The 17345-nt window shown below is 56.1% G+C and carries 19 protein-coding genes and 1 other annotated feature; of the genes, 7 read left to right on the forward strand and 12 right to left on the reverse strand.

Annotated elements, in window-relative coordinates:
- Nucleotides 1–342: 342 nt before the first annotated feature.
- The 3 genes from clpB to rluD form a co-directional block, all read right to left on the reverse strand.
- Nucleotides 343–2916, reverse strand: coding sequence for an ATP-dependent chaperone ClpB (gene clpB, locus ABLV04_RS03405; protein ID WP_004206837.1), 2574 nt, complete (start codon nucleotides 2914–2916; stop codon nucleotides 343–345).
- Between the two features lie 128 nt (nucleotides 2917–3044).
- Entirely contained in the window at nucleotides 3045–3776 is a 732-nt protein-coding gene (gene yfiH, locus ABLV04_RS03410; RefSeq protein ID WP_180266269.1) for a purine nucleoside phosphorylase YfiH, read from the reverse strand.
- Nucleotides 3773–4753, reverse strand: coding sequence for a 23S rRNA pseudouridine(1911/1915/1917) synthase RluD (rluD, locus tag ABLV04_RS03415; protein ID WP_023290681.1), 981 nt, complete (start codon nucleotides 4751–4753; stop codon nucleotides 3773–3775). The genes yfiH and rluD overlap by 4 nt, the downstream gene beginning before the upstream one ends.
- Nucleotides 4754–4884: 131 nt before the next feature.
- Between rluD and bamD the strand changes: the two genes are divergently transcribed.
- The 4 genes from bamD to pheA all read left to right on the forward strand — a co-directional run bounded on the left by bamD (nucleotide 4885) and on the right by pheA (nucleotide 7644).
- Nucleotides 4885–5622 carry an outer membrane protein assembly factor BamD gene (bamD, locus tag ABLV04_RS03420; RefSeq protein WP_004145664.1) on the forward strand — a complete coding sequence of 246 codons (738 nt, stop codon included), beginning with the start codon at nucleotides 4885–4887 and terminating at the stop codon, nucleotides 5620–5622.
- 271 nt (nucleotides 5623–5893) lie between these two features.
- Nucleotides 5894–6229: a ribosome-associated translation inhibitor RaiA gene (gene raiA / locus ABLV04_RS03425; RefSeq protein ID WP_002914111.1), complete on the forward strand. Its 336-nt coding sequence runs from the start codon at nucleotides 5894–5896 to the stop codon at nucleotides 6227–6229.
- A 105-nt stretch (nucleotides 6230–6334) separates the two neighbouring features.
- Nucleotides 6335–6459: a sequence feature (Phe leader region), on the forward strand.
- On the forward strand, nucleotides 6336–6383 hold the full coding sequence (gene pheL / locus ABLV04_RS03430; protein ID WP_100250063.1) for a pheA operon leader peptide PheL: 48 nt from the start codon (nucleotides 6336–6338) through the stop codon (nucleotides 6381–6383). It overlaps the preceding feature by 48 nt.
- Before the next feature lie 24 nt (nucleotides 6460–6483).
- Nucleotides 6484–7644, forward strand: coding sequence for a bifunctional chorismate mutase/prephenate dehydratase (gene pheA / locus ABLV04_RS03435; RefSeq protein ID WP_023290682.1), 1161 nt, complete (start codon nucleotides 6484–6486; stop codon nucleotides 7642–7644).
- Here pheA and ABLV04_RS03440 read toward each other — a convergent pair.
- The 3 genes from ABLV04_RS03440 to aroF all read right to left on the reverse strand — a co-directional run bounded on the left by ABLV04_RS03440 (nucleotide 7641) and on the right by aroF (nucleotide 10777).
- Complete coding sequence (locus ABLV04_RS03440; RefSeq protein WP_023290683.1) at nucleotides 7641–8513, reverse strand: SMP-30/gluconolactonase/LRE family protein; 873 nt, start codon at nucleotides 8511–8513, stop codon at nucleotides 7641–7643. The two genes, pheA and ABLV04_RS03440, sit on opposite strands and share 4 nt — an antisense overlap.
- A 62-nt stretch (nucleotides 8514–8575) precedes the next feature.
- Nucleotides 8576–9697: a bifunctional chorismate mutase/prephenate dehydrogenase gene (tyrA, locus tag ABLV04_RS03445; protein WP_004206843.1), complete on the reverse strand. Its 1122-nt coding sequence runs from the start codon at nucleotides 9695–9697 to the stop codon at nucleotides 8576–8578.
- Nucleotides 9698–9706: 9 nt separating this feature from the next.
- On the reverse strand, nucleotides 9707–10777 hold the full coding sequence (gene aroF, locus ABLV04_RS03450) for a 3-deoxy-7-phosphoheptulonate synthase AroF (RefSeq protein WP_023290684.1): 1071 nt from the start codon (nucleotides 10775–10777) through the stop codon (nucleotides 9707–9709).
- Nucleotides 10778–11119: 342 nt separating this feature from the next.
- Here aroF and ABLV04_RS03455 point away from each other — a divergent pair, with 342 nt between their 5' ends.
- From ABLV04_RS03455 to ABLV04_RS03465, 3 genes are read left to right on the forward strand one after another with little or no spacing between them, the layout of a single operon-like run.
- The gene (locus ABLV04_RS03455; RefSeq protein ID WP_023290685.1) at nucleotides 11120–11629 is read left to right on the forward strand and encodes a YfiR family protein; all 510 of its coding nucleotides are present in this window, start codon (nucleotides 11120–11122) and stop codon (nucleotides 11627–11629) included.
- The gene (dgcN, locus tag ABLV04_RS03460; RefSeq protein ID WP_023290686.1) at nucleotides 11622–12845 is read left to right on the forward strand and encodes a diguanylate cyclase DgcN; all 1224 of its coding nucleotides are present in this window, start codon (nucleotides 11622–11624) and stop codon (nucleotides 12843–12845) included. The genes ABLV04_RS03455 and dgcN overlap by 8 nt, the downstream gene beginning before the upstream one ends.
- A 13-nt stretch (nucleotides 12846–12858) precedes the next feature.
- Nucleotides 12859–13341, forward strand: a complete 483-nt coding sequence (locus ABLV04_RS03465) for an OmpA family protein (protein ID WP_023290687.1) — start codon at nucleotides 12859–12861, stop codon at nucleotides 13339–13341.
- Nucleotides 13342–13349: 8 nt separating this feature from the next.
- Here ABLV04_RS03465 and ABLV04_RS03470 read toward each other — a convergent pair whose 3' ends face one another.
- The 6 genes from ABLV04_RS03470 to rpsP form a co-directional block, all read right to left on the reverse strand.
- On the reverse strand, nucleotides 13350–14708 hold the full coding sequence (locus tag ABLV04_RS03470; protein WP_178945019.1) for a PepSY-associated TM helix domain-containing protein: 1359 nt from the start codon (nucleotides 14706–14708) through the stop codon (nucleotides 13350–13352).
- 57 nt (nucleotides 14709–14765) lie between these two features.
- A complete protein-coding gene (locus ABLV04_RS03475; protein ID WP_178945018.1) occupies nucleotides 14766–15224 on the reverse strand; it encodes a DUF2946 domain-containing protein in 459 nt (152 codons plus the stop codon).
- 119 nt (nucleotides 15225–15343) lie between these two features.
- A complete protein-coding gene (gene rplS / locus ABLV04_RS03480; RefSeq protein ID WP_002914145.1) occupies nucleotides 15344–15691 on the reverse strand; it encodes a 50S ribosomal protein L19 in 348 nt (115 codons plus the stop codon).
- A 39-nt stretch (nucleotides 15692–15730) separates the two neighbouring features.
- Entirely contained in the window at nucleotides 15731–16498 is a 768-nt protein-coding gene (gene trmD, locus ABLV04_RS03485) for a tRNA (guanosine(37)-N1)-methyltransferase TrmD (protein WP_002914147.1), read from the reverse strand.
- 31 nt (nucleotides 16499–16529) lie between these two features.
- A complete protein-coding gene (rimM, locus tag ABLV04_RS03490) occupies nucleotides 16530–17078 on the reverse strand; it encodes a ribosome maturation factor RimM (RefSeq protein WP_004150977.1) in 549 nt (182 codons plus the stop codon).
- Between the two features lie 18 nt (nucleotides 17079–17096).
- Nucleotides 17097–17345: a 30S ribosomal protein S16 gene (gene rpsP / locus ABLV04_RS03495; protein WP_002914149.1), complete on the reverse strand. Its 249-nt coding sequence runs from the start codon at nucleotides 17343–17345 to the stop codon at nucleotides 17097–17099.

Genomic DNA, 17345 nt, shown 5'->3' on the forward strand with positions numbered 1-17345 from the left:
TCTGATAAATTGTTAAAGAGCAGTTGCGACGCGCTTTAGCGCTCTGTCGCGAGGTCCCGTATAATACGTTTTCCTCATTCAGAGTCAAGCGCTTATTTTGCTTTTCTCTGTCGGTTTTCAACGTTGCTTTCGCTGTTGAATCCTGCTGTCCCGGCGGCTTGCTTGCCGTTGTTCCGTGTCAGTGGAGGCGCATTATAGGGGGTAATTCTGAAGTGACAAGGATAAATTCAAAAAAAGAATTCAACCGCTCACTTTTCAACCAAATCAGGTGTTGAGCTTTAATTCTTGCCTGGTTTTTAAACAAAAACGAGCCCGCTGGGCCCGTTTTTGTCGTTTTGTGACTTACTGCACTGCCACGATACGGTCGTCTTTCACTACCAGCTCGACGGTTTTACCCGGAATCAGCTCACCAGAAAGGATCTGCTGGGCTAACGGGTTCTCAATCTGCTGCTGAATAGCGCGTTTCAGTGGCCGCGCGCCGTATACCGGATCGTACCCGTTGGCGCTTAGCAGCTTCAGCGCCTCATCAGACATCCGCACTTCATATCCGCGCTCTTCCAGACGTTTATACAGACGCTGCAGCTGGATCTGGGCAATAGAAGCAATGTGTTTCTCACCCAGCGGATGGAAAACCACCACTTCATCGATACGGTTGATGAACTCCGGACGGAAGTTCTGGCTGACCACTCCCAGCACCAGGTCTTTCATATGTCCGTAATCCAGCTCGCCGAACCGTTCCTGAATCAGATCGGAACCAAGGTTCGAGGTCATGATGACCACCGTATTACGGAAGTCGACCGTTCTCCCCTGCCCATCGGTGAGGCGCCCGTCGTCGAGTACCTGCAGCAGAATGTTGAACACATCCGGGTGCGCTTTTTCCACTTCATCCAGCAGGATGACGGAATAAGGACGACGGCGCACCGCCTCGGTCAGGTAACCGCCCTCTTCATAACCGACGTATCCCGGAGGCGCACCGACCAGACGCGAGACGGAGTGTTTCTCCATAAACTCGGACATATCGATACGCACCATCGCGTCGTCGCTGTCGAACATAAAGTTAGCCAGCGTTTTACACAGCTCGGTTTTACCGACCCCGGTCGGACCAAGGAACAGAAATGAACCAATCGGTCGGTTCGGATCGGATAGCCCGGCACGGCTGCGGCGAATCGCGTTAGATACCGCTTCAACCGCCTCATCCTGGCCAATTACCCGATGATGCAGTTCCTGCTCCATACGCAGCAGTTTGTCACGCTCGCTTTCCATCATGCGGGAGACAGGGATACCGGTCCAGCGGGCCAGCACTTCGGCGATTTCAGCATCCGTTACTTTATTACGCAGCAGACGCATGGTTTTCCCTTCGGACTGAGTGGCTGCCGCCAGCTGTTTCTCCAGTTCCGGAATTTTGCCGTACTGCAGCTCAGACATCCGCGCCAGGTCACCGACGCGACGCGCCTGTTCGATGGCGATTTTCGCCTGCTCCAGCTCGGCTTTGATGGTCTGAGTGCCGGAGAGGGACGCTTTTTCCGCTTTCCACTCTTCTTCCAGCACCGAGTACTGCCGTTCTTTATCCGCCAGCTCCTCGTTGAGCATATCAAGGCGCTTCAGACTCGCCTCATCAGACTCTTTCTTCAGCGCCTGCTGCTCCAGTTTCAACTGGATGATACGGCGATCGAGACGGTCCAGCTCTTCCGGCTTCGAGTCGATCTGCATACGGATGCTGGACGCCGCCTCATCAATAAGGTCGATGGCTTTATCCGGCAGCTGACGGTCGGCAATGTAACGATGCGACAAGGTCGCCGCCGCCACGATTGCCGGGTCAGTGATCTGCACGTGGTGGTGCAGTTCATAACGTTCTTTCAGGCCGCGCAGAATAGCGATGGTATCTTCTACCGATGGCTCGGCGACAAACACTTTCTGGAAGCGGCGCTCCAGCGCAGCGTCTTTTTCAATGTACTGACGGTATTCGTCAAGCGTCGTCGCCCCGACGCAGTGCAGTTCACCACGCGCCAGCGCCGGCTTGAGCATGTTGCCTGCATCCATCGCGCCATCGGCTTTACCGGCGCCAACCATGGTATGCAGTTCATCGATAAACAGAATGACGTTGCCTTCCTGTTTCGACAGGTCGGTCAGCACGCCTTTCAGACGCTCTTCAAACTCACCGCGGTATTTCGCCCCGGCCACCAGCGCGCCCATATCCAGCGCCAGCACCCGGCGGCCTTTCAGCCCTTCCGGCACTTCGCCGTTGACGATACGTTGCGCCAGGCCTTCGACGATAGCGGTTTTCCCCACCCCGGGTTCACCAATCAGCACCGGATTGTTTTTGGTACGGCGCTGCAGTACCTGAATGGTACGGCGGATCTCTTCATCACGGCCGATAACCGGGTCCAGCTTGCCCTGCTCGGCACGCTCGGTGAGATCGACGGTAAATTTCTTCAATGCCTGACGTTGGTCTTCGGCACCCTGATCGTTCACGCTTTCACCTCCGCGCATTTGTTCAATCGCCTGGGTCACGTTGGCGGTTGTTGCTCCGGCGGATTTTAAAAGGTCGGTCAGCGTACCGCGTGATTCAAGCGCCGCCAGAACAAACAGTTCTGACGAAATAAAATTGTCCTTTTTCTTTTGCGCCAGCTTGTCGCAAAGGTTCAGGATCCGCACTAAATCCTGAGAAGGTTGTACATCGCCGCCGGTGCCTTCCACCTGCGGTAAACGGCTCAGAGCCTGTTCGATGTCAGTGCGCAGTTTCCCGGCATTCACGCCCGCCGAGGTTAATAAAGGACGTACCGATCCCCCTTCCTGATTCAGCAAGGCGCTCATTAAATGAAGAGGTTCGATGAATTGGTTGTCGTGCCCGAGTGCGAGCGACTGGGCATCGGCAAGAGCAAGCTGGAATTTATTGGTAAGACGATCCAGACGCATAACTCCTCCCATAACAGGTCAAATTTGCTACTGGAGATTAAATGAGGTCATCCCTCAATTATTCAAGGTTAAAGACCTGAACTATGCGAAAAATAAGTTTGCCTTCTGGATCGTCTTGATTCTCTAGGTTATATCAGCCAAATGAAACTTGCCATACGACCGGTGGTCTTGTCGCGCCGGTAAGAGAAAAAATCATCCTTTTCGCTTAGCGTGCAGCGATCGCCGCCGAAAATCTGCTCAACGCCGACGTTTGCCAGACGCTGCCGAGCCAGTTGGTAGATATCAGCAAAATATTTTTCGCCTGCCGGACGAAAAGCACGGTGCGCATTCTCATCCTTCGCCATAAAAGCGTCGCGAACTTCTGGCCCCACCTCAAACGCCTGCGGACCGATGGCGGGCCCCAGCCACGCCATAATGTTTTCGGCTTTATCGGCGAAACGGGCGACCGCCTCTTCCAGAACCCCTTCGCATAAGCCGCGCCATCCCGCATGCGCCGCGGCGACTTCGGTACCGGCGCGGTTACAGAAGAGGACCGGCAGGCAGTCAGCGGTCATCACGGCGCAGACAGTCCCTGACGTACGGCTATAAGAGGCATCCGCGCGTTTCGACGGATAGGGTCCGCCGTCCAGCGTGAGCACATCGGTACCATGAACCTGCTCCAGCCAAACCGGGTAAGACGGCAAGCCGCCGGCGGCAAACATCCGCCGCCGGTTTTCTTCGACATGCTGCAGATTGTCGCCGCAATGGGCGCCCAGATTGAGCGAGTCATAGGGCGGCAGACTCACGCCGCCGATGCGGGTAGAACTACAGGCCGCCACGCTGCCGGGCATTGGCCACTGCGGTACAATCAGTTTAGTCATAACCAGTCAATATCGTCCTTATGGGCTTCAAAATCGGCGCGCATCGCCTCGATGAGCTCGACCATATCTTGTGGGATGGGCGCATGCCACTCCATTTCAATACCGGTAATCGGATGGTACAGACGCAGCATGGTGGCGTGCAGCGCCTGGCGGTCGAATTTACGCAGCGCGGTGATGAATTCCTCCGACGCGCCCTTCGGCGGACGCGGGCGGCCGCCATACACCTGGTCGCCTACCAGCGGATGGGTAATATGCGACATATGCACGCGGATCTGATGCGTACGCCCGGTTTCCAGACGCAGGCGCAGACGGGTATGAATGCGGAAATGTTCCATAATGCGGTAGTGGGTCACCGCCGGCTTGCCCATAGGGTGCACCGCCATATGGGTACGCTTGGTCGGGTGACGGCTGATCGGCTCTTCCACCGTACCGCCGGCGGTCATATGACCGATCGCCACCGCTTCGTACTCACGGGTGATCTCGCGCAGCTGCAGCGACTCCACCAGCCGGGTTTGCGCTGGAATGGTTTTCGCCACCACCATCAGACCGGTGGTGTCTTTATCCAGACGGTGGACGATACCCGCACGCGGCACATCGGCAATAGGCGGATAGTAGTGCAGCAGCGCATTCAGCACAGTACCGTCGGGGTTGCCCGCGCCAGGATGTACAACCAGATCGCGCGGTTTGTTGATCACGAGGATGTCGTCATCTTCGTAAACGATATTGAGCGGAATATCCTGCGGCTGGAAGCGCGCCTCTTCTTCGATTTCCACATCGATAGCGATGCGTTCTCCCCCCAGCACTTTTTCTTTCGGTTTATCGCCAATGGCGCCATTGACTAATACGCGTTGGTCGAGGATCCATTCTTTTATCCGCGATCGCGAATAATCAGGGAACAATTCGGCCAAAGCCTGATCTAAGCGTTGACCGAGTTGATTTTCGGTCACCGTTGCGGTGAGTTGTACTCGTTGTGCCATATACAGCTTCTTCGTTTAACGTTGGGTTTTACGGCTTTGCCGTTTAATATAGTGTGCTATTGTAGCTGGTCTTAATCGGGAGCAGGAACAGAGATTCTCCCGCATAAACATTTTGAGGAAGTCAAAACGTCATGACGCGCATGAAATACCTGGTGGCAGCCGCCACACTGAGCCTGGCTTTGGTGGGTTGCTCCGGCTCTAAGGAAGAGGTGCCTGATAATCCGCCGAATGAAATCTACGCGACCGCCCAGCAAAAACTGCAGGACGGTAACTGGAAACAGGCGATAACGCAACTGGAAGCGTTGGATAACCGTTATCCATTCGGCCCTTATTCCCAACAGGTACAGCTGGATCTGATTTATGCGTATTACAAAAACGCCGATCTGCCGCTGGCTCAGGCCGCCATCGATCGCTTCATGCGCTTGAACCCCACCCATCCGAACATCGACTACGTCATCTATATGCGCGGCCTGACCAACATGGCTCTGGATGACAGCGCCCTGCAGGGCTTCTTCGGCGTCGATCGTTCCGACCGCGATCCGCAGCACGCGCGCGATGCCTTCAATGACTTCTCCAAACTGGTACGTGGTTACCCGAACAGCCAGTATGCCACTGACGCCTATAAGCGCATGGTGTTCCTGAAAGATCGCCTGGCGAAGTATGAGCTGTCTGTGGTGGATTACTACACCGACCGCGGTGCATGGGTTGCCGTCGTTAACCGCGTGGAAGGTATGATGCGTAACTATCCGGATACCCAGGCCACCCGCGATGCCCTGCCGAAGATGGAAAACGCCTATCGTCAAATGCAGATGAACGCTCAGGCGGACAAAGTCGCGAAGATTATCGCCGCGAACAGCAAGAACACCTGAGCCTGATTCATAGATCGCAAACGGCAGCCACTGGCTGCCGTTTTTTTATCCATTATCCTGGCTAGCTGAAGCGGTTTAGCGCCGGGTTAACTCATCAAATATGGCCTGCTTTGTCGGGTTCGACAAGTAAAATCTCATCTCTTCCTGCCCTGTCTCACAAAATGAATTCGTTGACAAAAAGTGACAATAAAATGTGATTTAGATCACACATTTTGACATTGGGAAAGGTATGCTGGATTCACCAAGACGGGAAAGACAAGAGGTAAAATTTATGACAATGAACATTACCAGTAAACAAATGGAAATTACTCCGGCAATCCGCCAGCATGTCGCAGACCGTCTCGCCAAACTGGATAAGTGGCAAACTCATTTAATTAACCCGCACATCATTCTGTCTAAGGAGCCGCAGGGTTTTATCGCTGACGCAACCATTAACACGCCAAACGGCCATCTGGTTGCCAGTGCGCGTCATGAAGATATGTACGCCGCCATTAACGAATTGATCAACAAGCTGGAACGGCAGCTCAATAAAGTGCAACACAAAGGGGAAGCCCGCCGCGCCGCGACGTCGGTGAAAGAGGCAGGCTTTGTGGAAGAAGAAGAGTAATCCTTAACTTAAGTTGTGTCATGCCACGCGCCTTCGGGCGCGTTTTTTATTGACAGAGTGAAAACAGTACAGGTACTGTAATCCCCACTACTTAAAGGAATTCATCATGAAACTCGTCCCGTTCTTCTTCGCATTCTTTTTTACCTTCCCCTGACCGGGAGGCAATTCGTCGTATAAGAAAGAATGCGAAGACGAACAATAAGGCCTCCCACCCGGGAGGCCTTTTTTATTTGATAACAACAAAGGCAACATCTATGACCGAGGAAAACCCATTACTGGCGCTGCGCGACAAGATAAGCGCGCTGGATGAGAAACTGCTTGCTCTGCTGGCGGAGCGTCGCGGGCTGGCTGTTGAGGTTGGTAAAGCCAAACTGGCCTCCCATCGTCCGGTGCGTGATATTGACCGAGAACGCGATCTGCTGGAGCGTCTGATGACCCTCGGCAAGCGTCATAATCTGGATGCACACTACATCACCCGCCTGTTCCAGCTGATTATCGAAGACTCTGTTCTGACCCAGCAAACCCTGCTGCAGCAGCATTTGAATAAAATTAACCCGCATTCGGCTCGCGTGGCGTTCCTCGGTCCCAAAGGCTCTTATTCGCATCTGGCGGCGCGTCAGTACGCCGCTCGCCACTTTGAGCAGTTTATTGAAAGCGGCTGCGCGAAGTTCGCCGATATTTTTAATCAGGTGGAGACCGGTCAGGCCGATTACGCCGTAGTGCCGATTGAAAACACTAGCTCCGGCGGGATCAACGACGTCTACGATCTGCTGCAGCACACCAGCCTGTCGATCGTTGGCGAACTGACGATCCCTATCGATCATTGCGTACTGGTCAGCACCTCGACGGATGCCGATAAAATTCAGACCGTCTACAGCCATCCGCAGCCGTTCCAGCAGTGTAGCCAGTATCTGAGTCGCTACCCGCACTGGAAGATTGAATATACCGAGAGCACCTCAGCGGCGATGGAAAAAGTCGCGCAGGCGAACTCCCCGGCCGTCGCGGCACTGGGCAGCGAAGCGGGCGGCGCCCTGTACGGTCTGCAGGTGCTGGAGCACTGCCAGGCCAACCAGACGCAGAATATTACGCGCTTCCTCGTTCTGGCGCGCAAAGCGGTGAACGTCTCCGATCAGGTTCCGGCGAAGACCACGCTGTTAATGGCGACCGGTCAGCAGGCGGGCGCCCTGGTGGAGGCCTTACTGGTGCTGCGCAATCACAATCTGATCATGACCAAACTGGAGTCTCGCCCAATCCATGGCAATCCATGGGAAGAGATGTTTTATCTCGATATTCAGGCAAACCTGGACTCGCTGCCCATGCGCAAGGCGCTGAAGGAGCTGGCGGAGATCACCCGCTCCATGAAGGTTCTCGGTTGCTACCCCAGCGAAAACGTCGTGCCGGTGGATCCGGTTTAGCGTTCGCGGAACGGCAATTTCTTCATCCCTGCCACCGCCACCGGCAGGGTGAAGATAGCGCCGGACAGCGGATACTGCGCCAGCTCATCGTCCTCCATGTTTTCCCGGGTGGTGGTGATGTAGAGCGTTTTCATATCCGCCCCGCCAAAGCAGACCATCGTCGGGCAACGTACCGGCATCGGGTAGGACTCCAGCTCCTCGCCCTGCGGAGAGAAACGGGCGATCCGCCAGCCGTCAAACATTGCGCTCCAGTAACATCCCTCCACGTCAATCGCCGCCCCGTCCGGGATCCCTTCGCCCGGCAGAAAACGGCGAAAGACTTCGCGCCGGCCAGGCTCACCCTGCTCATCCAGCGGCGTACGGTAAATCACGGCGTTCGGCGTATCGGAGGTATACATCCAGCGCCGGTCGGCGCTAAACGCCAGACCGTTGGCGCCATGGATGTCGCACTGGATCACCGTCGGCTTCAGGTCGTTATCGACCCGCATCAGCAGCGCGCCGTTGTAATCCCCCGGGCCCCAGAAGGTGCCGGCATAAAAGCGCCCGTCGCGATCGGTCCCGCCGTCGTTAAACCGCGCCAGTTCAGGGTTGCTCGGGTTATCGCAGACTTTCCGCCTCAGCAGACCGTGGGCGTCGGTCAGCCAGATACCGCTGCGCAATGCAACGATAAAACCGCCCTTCTCGCGCAGGGAAAAACAGCCGACCTCCTCCGGAAACTGCAGCACCTGGTGTTCGCCGCTGCGGGTATCGTAGCGGTGAATTTCACATTCCATGATATCGGCCCAGTAGAGGGCCTGCTCTGCCTCACTCCAGGTCGGGCATTCCGGCAGGTATCCGGTATAGTCAAACAGCGGTTGTGGTTCAGCCATCGTTGTCATCCCTATAAAAAAAGCCAGCGGTCGCTGGCTTTATTGTATACATCTTTTTCGCTTTACTGCCGATTATCGTTCGCCTGACGCAGCAGCGTGCGGCTCTCGCTCTGGAAACGCTGGGCGTAATCGCCAAACCAGTGTTCGACTTTACGGAAGCTATCGATAAACGCCTGCTTATCGCCCTGCTCCAGCAGACCGATCGCCTCGCCAAACCGCTGGTAGTAGCGCTTAATCAGCGCCAGGTTGTTTTCCGAGGACATAATAATGTCGGCGTAGAGCTGCGGATCCTGGGCAAACAGACGGCCCACCATCGCCAGCTCCAGCCGGTAAATGGGTGACGAGAGCGCCAGCAACTGCTCAAGGCGCACATTCTCTTCCGCCAGATGCAGACCATAGGCGAAGGTGGCAAAGTGGCGCAGCGCCTGAATAAAGGCCATGTTCTGATCGTGCTCCACCGCGCTGATGCGATGCAGGCGCGCGCCCCAGACCTGAATTTGCTCGAGGAACCACTGATAGGCCTCCGGCTGGCGTCCATCGCAATAGACCACCACCTGCTTGGCAAGGCTGCCGCTGTCCGGACCGAACATCGGGTGCAGGCCGAGTACCGGGCCCTGATGCGCCGCCAGCATCGCCTGCAGCGGCTCTGCTTTAACCGAGGCAAGGTCGACCAGAATGCAATCCGCCGGCAGCGGCGGCAGCCTGGCGATCGTCTCCACGGTGGTGTGAATCGGCACGCTGACAATGACCATACCGGCATCGGCGACGATATCCGTCGCCCGCGCCCAGTCCTCTTTTTCCAGAATGCGCACCTGGTAGCCGGACAGCGTTAACATCTTCTCAAACAGACGCCCCATCTGCCCGCCGCCGCCGACGATCACCACCGGCCGCAGATTCGGGTAAAGGGTTTTGAAGCCTTTGTCGTTTTCGCTGGAATAGGATTCCCGCATCACGCGACGCAGAACGTCCTCGATCAGATCCGGCGGAACGCCGAGCGCAGCCGCCTCTTCACGCCGGGAGGCGAGCATCGCCGCCTCGCGTTCCGGGACGTAAATCGGCAGGCCATACTGGCTCTTCACCTCGCCGACTTCGGCCACCAGTTCCAGGCGCTTAGCCAGCAGGCTAAGCAACGCTTTATCCACTTCATCAATTTGATCGCGTAACGCGGTCAGTTCAGCAACCATACTTTCCTCTTACACCAAACGGGCCGCCAGGTGGCCGCGGAGATCCTTATCCAGTTCACGCAGCAGCGCATCGGTGGTTTCCCAGCTGATGCAGGCATCCGTTACCGAAACGCCGTATTTCATCGCCTCACGCGGCTGTTCAGAGGACTGATTGCCCTCGTGGATATTACTCTCGATCATCAGGCCGATAATGGAGCGATTGCCATCTTTGATCTGCGCGACAACGGATTCAGCCACGGCCGGCTGGCGGCGGAAATCTTTATTGGAGTTCCCATGACTGCAATCTACCATCAGCGATGGCTTCAGTCCCGCCTGCGCCATCTCTTTTTCACATTTCTCCACATCTTCCGGACCGTAGTTCGGCGCCTTACCGCCGCGGAGGATCACATGGCCGTTCGGGTTACCCTGCGTTTGCAGCAGGCAGACCTGCCCGGCCTGGTTGATACCGACGAAGCGGTGCGGCATCGCCGCGGCGCGCATGGCGTTGATAGCCGTGGCCAGGCTACCGTCGGTGCCATTTTTAAAGCCTACCGGCATGGAAAGACCAGAGGCCATTTCGCGGTGCGTCTGAGATTCCGTGGTTCGCGCGCCGATAGCGGACCAGCTGAACAGATCCCCAAGGTACTGCGGGCTGTTGGGATCCAGCGCTTCCGTCGCCAGCGGCAGTCCCATATTCACAAGCTCGACCAGCAGACGACGCGCAATCTTCAGGCCGCCTTCAACATCAAACGAACCATCCATATGCGGATCGTTAATGAGCCCCTTCCAGCCGACGGTGGTACGGGGTTTTTCAAAATAGACGCGCATCACCAGGTAGAGGCTATCGCTGACCTCTGCGGCAAGGGCTTTAAACCGACGAGCATATTCGATCGCCGCTTCCGGATCGTGAATGGAGCAAGGACCGCAGACCACCAGCAGGCGCGGATCGCGACCGGCGATGATATTGGAGATGGTTTCACGGGCGTGCGCGATCTGCGCCTCCTGTTCAACGCTCAGGGGGAATTCCGCCTTCAGTTGCTCCGGGGTCATTAATACATGTTCGTCGGTAATATGTACGTTGTTCAGCGCGTCTTTTTGCATGATTGCGATCCTGTGTAGCTCGTTTGCGATAAGGGTTGCCTCAGCGGGCATGACGTAACGATACCACACGAAGTAAAGAATTCAATCCATAATCCGTAAATTTTACTTTACAGTGATAAATTAATTGGCCCTTACCACGGCATTAACCGTACAATAATATTTACAGATAATGAAATCGCGCCAAAATTGCTCGCCAGCGCCATCGGCATTACGAAAAATCCTGGTGAGATTTGTCCCAAAGCAAAGGGCGCATCTAATGACGGGTTTTGCTATCAGTGGTATTCTTCGCCGGGCATCGGCAGCGGCTATTCCCGCGCTATGGCGAATTTGACGGAAGCGTTAATGACAGTATTACACCGTCTTTTATTGACTGTATTTTTTCTCATCGCGGTATCTCCTGTTTTTGCTGCCGGACCTTCAGAACATGTTCGCGCTATTGTTTCCGGGATCGTGACCTACACCCGTTGGCCGTCATTAACAGGGGCGCCGAAGCTATGCATTTTTGCCTCATCACGCTTCACCCATAGCCTGGCTCATGAAGCGCCGGATGCATTGCCTTATCAACCGGTGATAGTACGTAATAGTGAAGAAGCGTTAAAAACGACCTGCGATGGTTTTTATTTTGGCAGCGAAACGCCGACCCAACAGTCGGAATTAACTCGCCGCTATGGCTCGAGGCCGCTGTTACTCATCGCAGAACAAAATACGGATTGCTCAATTGGTAGCGCGTTTTGCCTGATCATCAACGACGACAGGGTCCGCTTCTCCGTTAATCTGGACGTTCTGACGCACAGCGGGGTTCGGGTTAACCCGGACGTCCTGATGCTTGCCCGGAAGAAACCACATGAATAAGGACTTTTCACAGACATCGCGCCCGACGTTCAAACGCGCGCTGCGTCGCATTAGCGTGATAAGCGTGGTGATCTCCATGACGCTGGTCTGGCTGCTGCTGAGCACGGCCTCTATTTTCACGCTCAAGCAGTACGCGCAGAAAAATCTTGAGCTCACTGCCGCGACCATGGGCCGCAGCCTCGAAGCCGCCCTGGTGTTTGGCGACAGCGCGGCAGCAGAGGAGACCCTCGCTTCGCTGGGGAAGCAAGGGCAGATTTCCCAGGCGATCGTGCTCAACGGCCAGAAGCAGCACTTCGCCGCCTGGCGCCACGAACCGCTGGCCAACAAAGAACAAGTGAGCGGCCTTATCAGTAAATGGCTGTTTCCGGAGCCCACGGTGCAGCCCATCTGGCACCAGGGGAAACAAATCGGCGAGCTGCGACTGACCGCGCTTGACGAACTGATTAGCCACTTTCTCGGCATCTCGATTCTGGTACTGACCGGCAGCATTCTGCTCGCCTCATTCATCGGCCTGCTGCTGACCCACTCCCTGCACCGGGGGATCGTCGCCGCCCTGCAGAGCATCACCGAGGTCGTGCATGATATTCGCGAAAACCGCCACTTCTCCCGGCGGGTGCCGGAGGAGCGTATCGAGGAGTTCCATCTGTTTGCCCAGGACTTTAACAGTCTGCTGGGGGAGATGGAGGACTGGCAGCGCCAGTTGCAGGCCAAAAATGCTCAGCTGTTGCGCAGCTCGTTACACGATCCGTTGACCGGCCTGGCTAACCGCGCCGCCTTTCGCAACGCGCTCGCCGAGCTGATGAAAAATGAAGTGGATCACCAGACCTCAGCGTTACTGTTTCTCGATGGCGATAACTTCAAATTGATCAATGACAACTGGGGACATGCGGCGGGCGATAAAGTGCTGATGGAAGTCGCCAGCCGCCTGATGACTTTCGCCGGTAAACGCCATCTGGCGTGGCGTCTTGGCGGCGATGAGTTTGCGGTTCTGCTGCGCGAGGTGCGCTCGGAAGCAGAAGTCCAGGCCCTGTGCCAGGCGCTGTCAGAACAATTTCTTCCGCCATTCAACCTGCACAATGGCCATAGCGCCACGCTCTCGCTGAGCGTCGGTTATGCCCTGGCGTGGGAACACGCCACGGCGGAATCACTGCAAGAACTTGCCGATCAGAATATGTATCGGATGAAAAACCAACGTATCCAGCAGATGCTGAAATAATAAAGGACGCATTATGATCAGGAAATATTTCGCCCCCGCCCTGATGGCGGCGGCGCTTTTGACAGGTTGCCAGGCTCCTCAGGGAAAATTTACCCCTGAGCAGGTGGCGGCGATGAAATCTTATGGCTTCACTGAAAGCAATGGCGATTGGTCCCTGGGCTTATCCGATAGCATCCTGTTTGATAAGAATGACTACCGACTACGTCCCGACAGCCGCCAGCAGATCACCCAAATGGCCTCGCGGCTGGCGACAACCGGGATTACACATAGCCGCCTTGAAGGCCACACCGATAATTATGGTGAGGATAGTTATAACGAAGCCCTGTCGCTTAAGCGGGCCAACAGCGTAGCCGATGCCTGGGCGGAAGGCGCCCATATCCCGCGCAGTAATTTAGTCACCCGCGGCCTTGGCAAAAAATACCCGATCGCCAGCAACGATACCGCGGCCGGGCGCGCTGAAAACCGCCGGGTCACGGTGGTCATCAGCACGCCATAGAAGTCCGCTTAATCGCTGGACTTCGCTATCCTCATTGCCGTTGCCGCGCGCCAGCGCAGGTAGTCAACGGCAATGAACAACACCAGGCTGATCCCCATCAACGGCATGGCCAGCCCCAGGGCTAACGCTATCCCCAGCACCAGCCCACGGGCAGGCCAGGCGAGCGACAGCCATGCCTGCAGCAGGGAAAGCGCCGGATCCCAGACGGCCTGTGGCGGACGGCGTATCCACCACAGCCGGTACCCCACGCCGATGGTTACGCACAGCGCGCAGCCAAACCCCACCAGCAGCAGCTGATTCGCCAGACCAAAGAGGATCCCCATATGGAAATCGACGCCCCAGCGGGTAAGCTTCGCCATCAGCGGAAAGTCGGCAAAATGGGTGCGATCCACCACCTGCATCGAGGCGCCATCGATCGCCACCGCGTCCACCTGCGTCGGCCAGCGGCGGTCGATCTCATTCACTGTCCAGGCGCGTTCGTCTGACACCGGCGGACGGATCTCCAGCCGGCTGGCGTTCAGCCCCGCCTGACGGGCCACCGCCAGCGCCTGGTCAAACTGCGCTGGCTGATGCTGGTTCATGGCCATCGCCTCCCTATGATGCCCGGCATGGGGATCGTGCGCCATCGGCGCCTCACCGTGCAGCAGGGTATTGACCTGCGGCGTCCACCAGCCGAAAGCCGCCCGCATTTTATCCACGTTGCCGCCGGCCCATTGCGACCAGGTCAGGCCGGTGGCGGAGAAAAGCAGCATGCCCAGCAGTAAGCACCAGCCCAGCGTCACGTGCAGCCGACGATGATTCTGCAGGGCGTTATTGCGCCGCCGTTTTGGACGCGTCATCGCCCACAGGGCAATGCCCCCCAGGGCGGCCACCCACATCCATGAGGCAGCCAGTTCGCTGTAGAGCCGCCCGCTGTCGCCCAGCAGCAGCGAACGATGCGCATAGTCAATCCACTGCCGCAGCGGCAGGATGCCGCTGGTGCCGTAGACCGTCATATCGCCCTTCACCCGCAGCGCGATCGGATCGACAAAAATGGCCCGGGATTCCGACTCCCCGAGACTCGGATCGGCAAACATAATGCGGGTGGTCTCGCCCACCGCGGGGGCCGGACGTACCGCCAGCAGCCGCAGATTACCCTGGGTCGCTTCTTCTGCCACCGCAATCTGGGCGCTGAGCGGCTGCTGGGTGCCTTCGGGAAGGCCATACAGCGCATCGTGATAGAGCCAGTTTTCCAGCTGCGGCGTCGCCACGTACAGCGTGCCGGTCAGGGCAGCGACAAAGATAAACGGTCCGATAAACAGCCCGATATAGAAATGGAGGCGACGCAGCAGGTTCAGCCATGCCGCGCGCGAGGTGCAGGTTGTCATACTTTTCCTTTTTCAAAGCAAAAAGAGGTCGTTGCGCAGTGCGCAGATTCATTTTTATTAAAGGGAAAAAGCAGACAGCCGCGGCGGGGCGCGGGTTTCGGGGTAGAGCCAGGGAAAGTAACGCCAGTGTTTTAATACCGGCCGAGAAGCCGGCAGGCGAATGCGCCGCAGGAGCATGGCGACGAACAGCGCCAGCGCGAAAAGCAGCCCCGGGACGTGGGCTAACAGCACGCAATAGCCACACGCTTCGGCATGATCCAGCGGCAGTTCGTGTCCGGTATGCGTAGCGCCGTCTACGCTATGCGTCATCGCCATCTCGTGGCCAGGCATCTGCGCCATACTCGCTGGCGAGCTGTCCATCATCATGGCGTGGTGCATGCCGGGCATGGCGCTCATGGGGTCTTTTTGCAGGGAGACGGAGATCAGGGGAGCCACGACGATCAGCAGGATCGCCAACAGCGCCAGCCAGGCGGCTCGCCGTTTAGGTGTCGTTTGCTGAAAACTGTTGCTGACCACCGCCCCTCCGAATAGAGGGCGTATTGTAAATGATTTACATCACGATGGTTACAACAAAGATAAAAAAAGGGCCGGCCCTGAGGCCAGCCCTTTTTGTCAGGATGTCGCGAAAGCGAATCTTAGTTAAGACGCTCTTTGATACGAGCAGACTTACCAGTGCGCTCACGCAGGTAGTACAGTTTAGCTTTACGTACAGCACCACGACGTTTAACAGCAATGCTGTCAACTACCGGAGAGTGAGTCTGGAAGACACGCTCAACGCCTTCGCCGTTGGAAATTTTGCGAACAGTGAATGCAGAGTGCAGACCGCGGTTACGAATAGCGATAACCACGCCCTCGAATGCCTGCAGACGTTTTTTGGAACCTTCAACAACCCATACTTTCACTTCCACGGTATCACCCGGACGGAAGGAAGGTACGTCCTGCTTCATCTGTTCTTGTTCAAGTTGCTTAATAATGTTGCTCATAATTTAATCTCTTATCCTGGGTAAACTGATATTGGGGGCTCACGCCTGCCCATCATGTTTATGCTGCTGTTGCGCGTGTTCAGTTTTGAACTCCGCCAGCAGCTTTGCTTGCTCTTCAGTCAGAGCCAGGTTTTCCAGAAGTTCAGGTCTTCTAAGCCAGGTTCGGCCCAGCGACTGCTTCAGACGCCAGCGACGTATCTCAGCATGGTTTCCCGACAGCAATACTGGCGGTACTTCCATCTCTTCTAACACTTCAGGACGGGTATAGTGGGGACAATCCAGCAACCCATCAGCAAAGGAATCTTCCGTTGCTGATGCTTCATGGCCCAGTACCCCCGGAATGAACCGGGAAACGGAGTCAATCAGCGTCATTGCCGGTAACTCACCACCGCTGAGAACGTAATCGCCGATTGACCATTCTTCGTCAATTTCGGTTTGGATTACGCGCTCGTCTATCCCTTCGTAGCGACCGCACACCAGAATCAGTTTCTGATTCGTTGCCAGTTCGCTGACGCCCGCTTGATCAAGCTTGCGTCCCTGAGGTGACAGATAAATCACCTTCGCGCCTTCACCTGCCGCGGCTTTTGCTGCATGAATGGCATCCCGTAAGGGTTGCACCATCATTAGCATCCCCGGTCCGCCGCCGTAAGGACGATCGTCCACGGTACGGTGCCGGTCATGCGTGAAGTCGCGAGGACTCCAGCTTTCGATGCTCAGCAGGCCATTTTTTACTGCCCGGCCAGTTACCCCGTAATCGGTAATTGCGCGGAACATTTCAGGAAACAGGCTAATTATGCCAATCCACATAGCGCCGTCTTTTACCGTTTATCCGGAGAATTTAAAAACCAGGATCCCAATCTACTTCGATAGTACGCGTAGTGAGATCGACTTTCTTGATAACCTGCCCATCGAGGAACGGAACCAACCGCTCCTTGATACCAAATGCATCTTTCAGGTTTGCCTTGATGACGAGCACGTCATTAGACCCGGTTTCCATCATATCGATGACTTTACCGAGGCTATAGCCTTCCGTTGTCACTACCTGGCAGCCCATCAGGTCTTTCCAGTAGTAGTCACCCTCTTCCAGCTCCGGCAACTGCGATGAATCCACGATAATTTCGCAATTAGTCAGTAGATTCGCGGCATCACGATCGTCAACGCCTTTCAGCTTGATGATGATGTCCTGATTGTGGTGGCGCCAGCTTTCCAGCTCAACGACCTGCCACTGACCCGCCTTCTGGATTAACCAGGGCTGATAGTCAAAAATGCTTTCGGCGTCTTCGGTGGAGGAAAACACTCTGAGCCAACCACGGATACCGTAGGAAGAACCCATTTTCCCCAATACGATCGGATCAACAGGTGCTTGTGCGGTGTGTTGCTTGCTCATCATGACCACCGTGACAGATTAAGCTGCTTTGTTAGCGGCTTTGATCAGCGCGGCAACGCGATCGGAAACAGTAGCGCCCTGGCCAACCCAGTGAGCGATACGATCCAGATCCAGGCGAGTCTCTTCTTCCGCACCGTTAGCGATCGGGTTGAAGAAACCAACGCGCTCGATGAAGCGACCGTTGCGTGCATTACGGCTGTCGGTGACAACAACCTGGTAGAACGGACGCTTTTTAGCGCCGTGACGTGCTAAACGAATAGTTACCAT

Source organism: Klebsiella sp. JN_Kp127, from assembly GCF_040062505.1.
GTDB classification, from domain to species: Bacteria; Pseudomonadota; Gammaproteobacteria; order Enterobacterales; family Enterobacteriaceae; genus Klebsiella; species Klebsiella quasipneumoniae.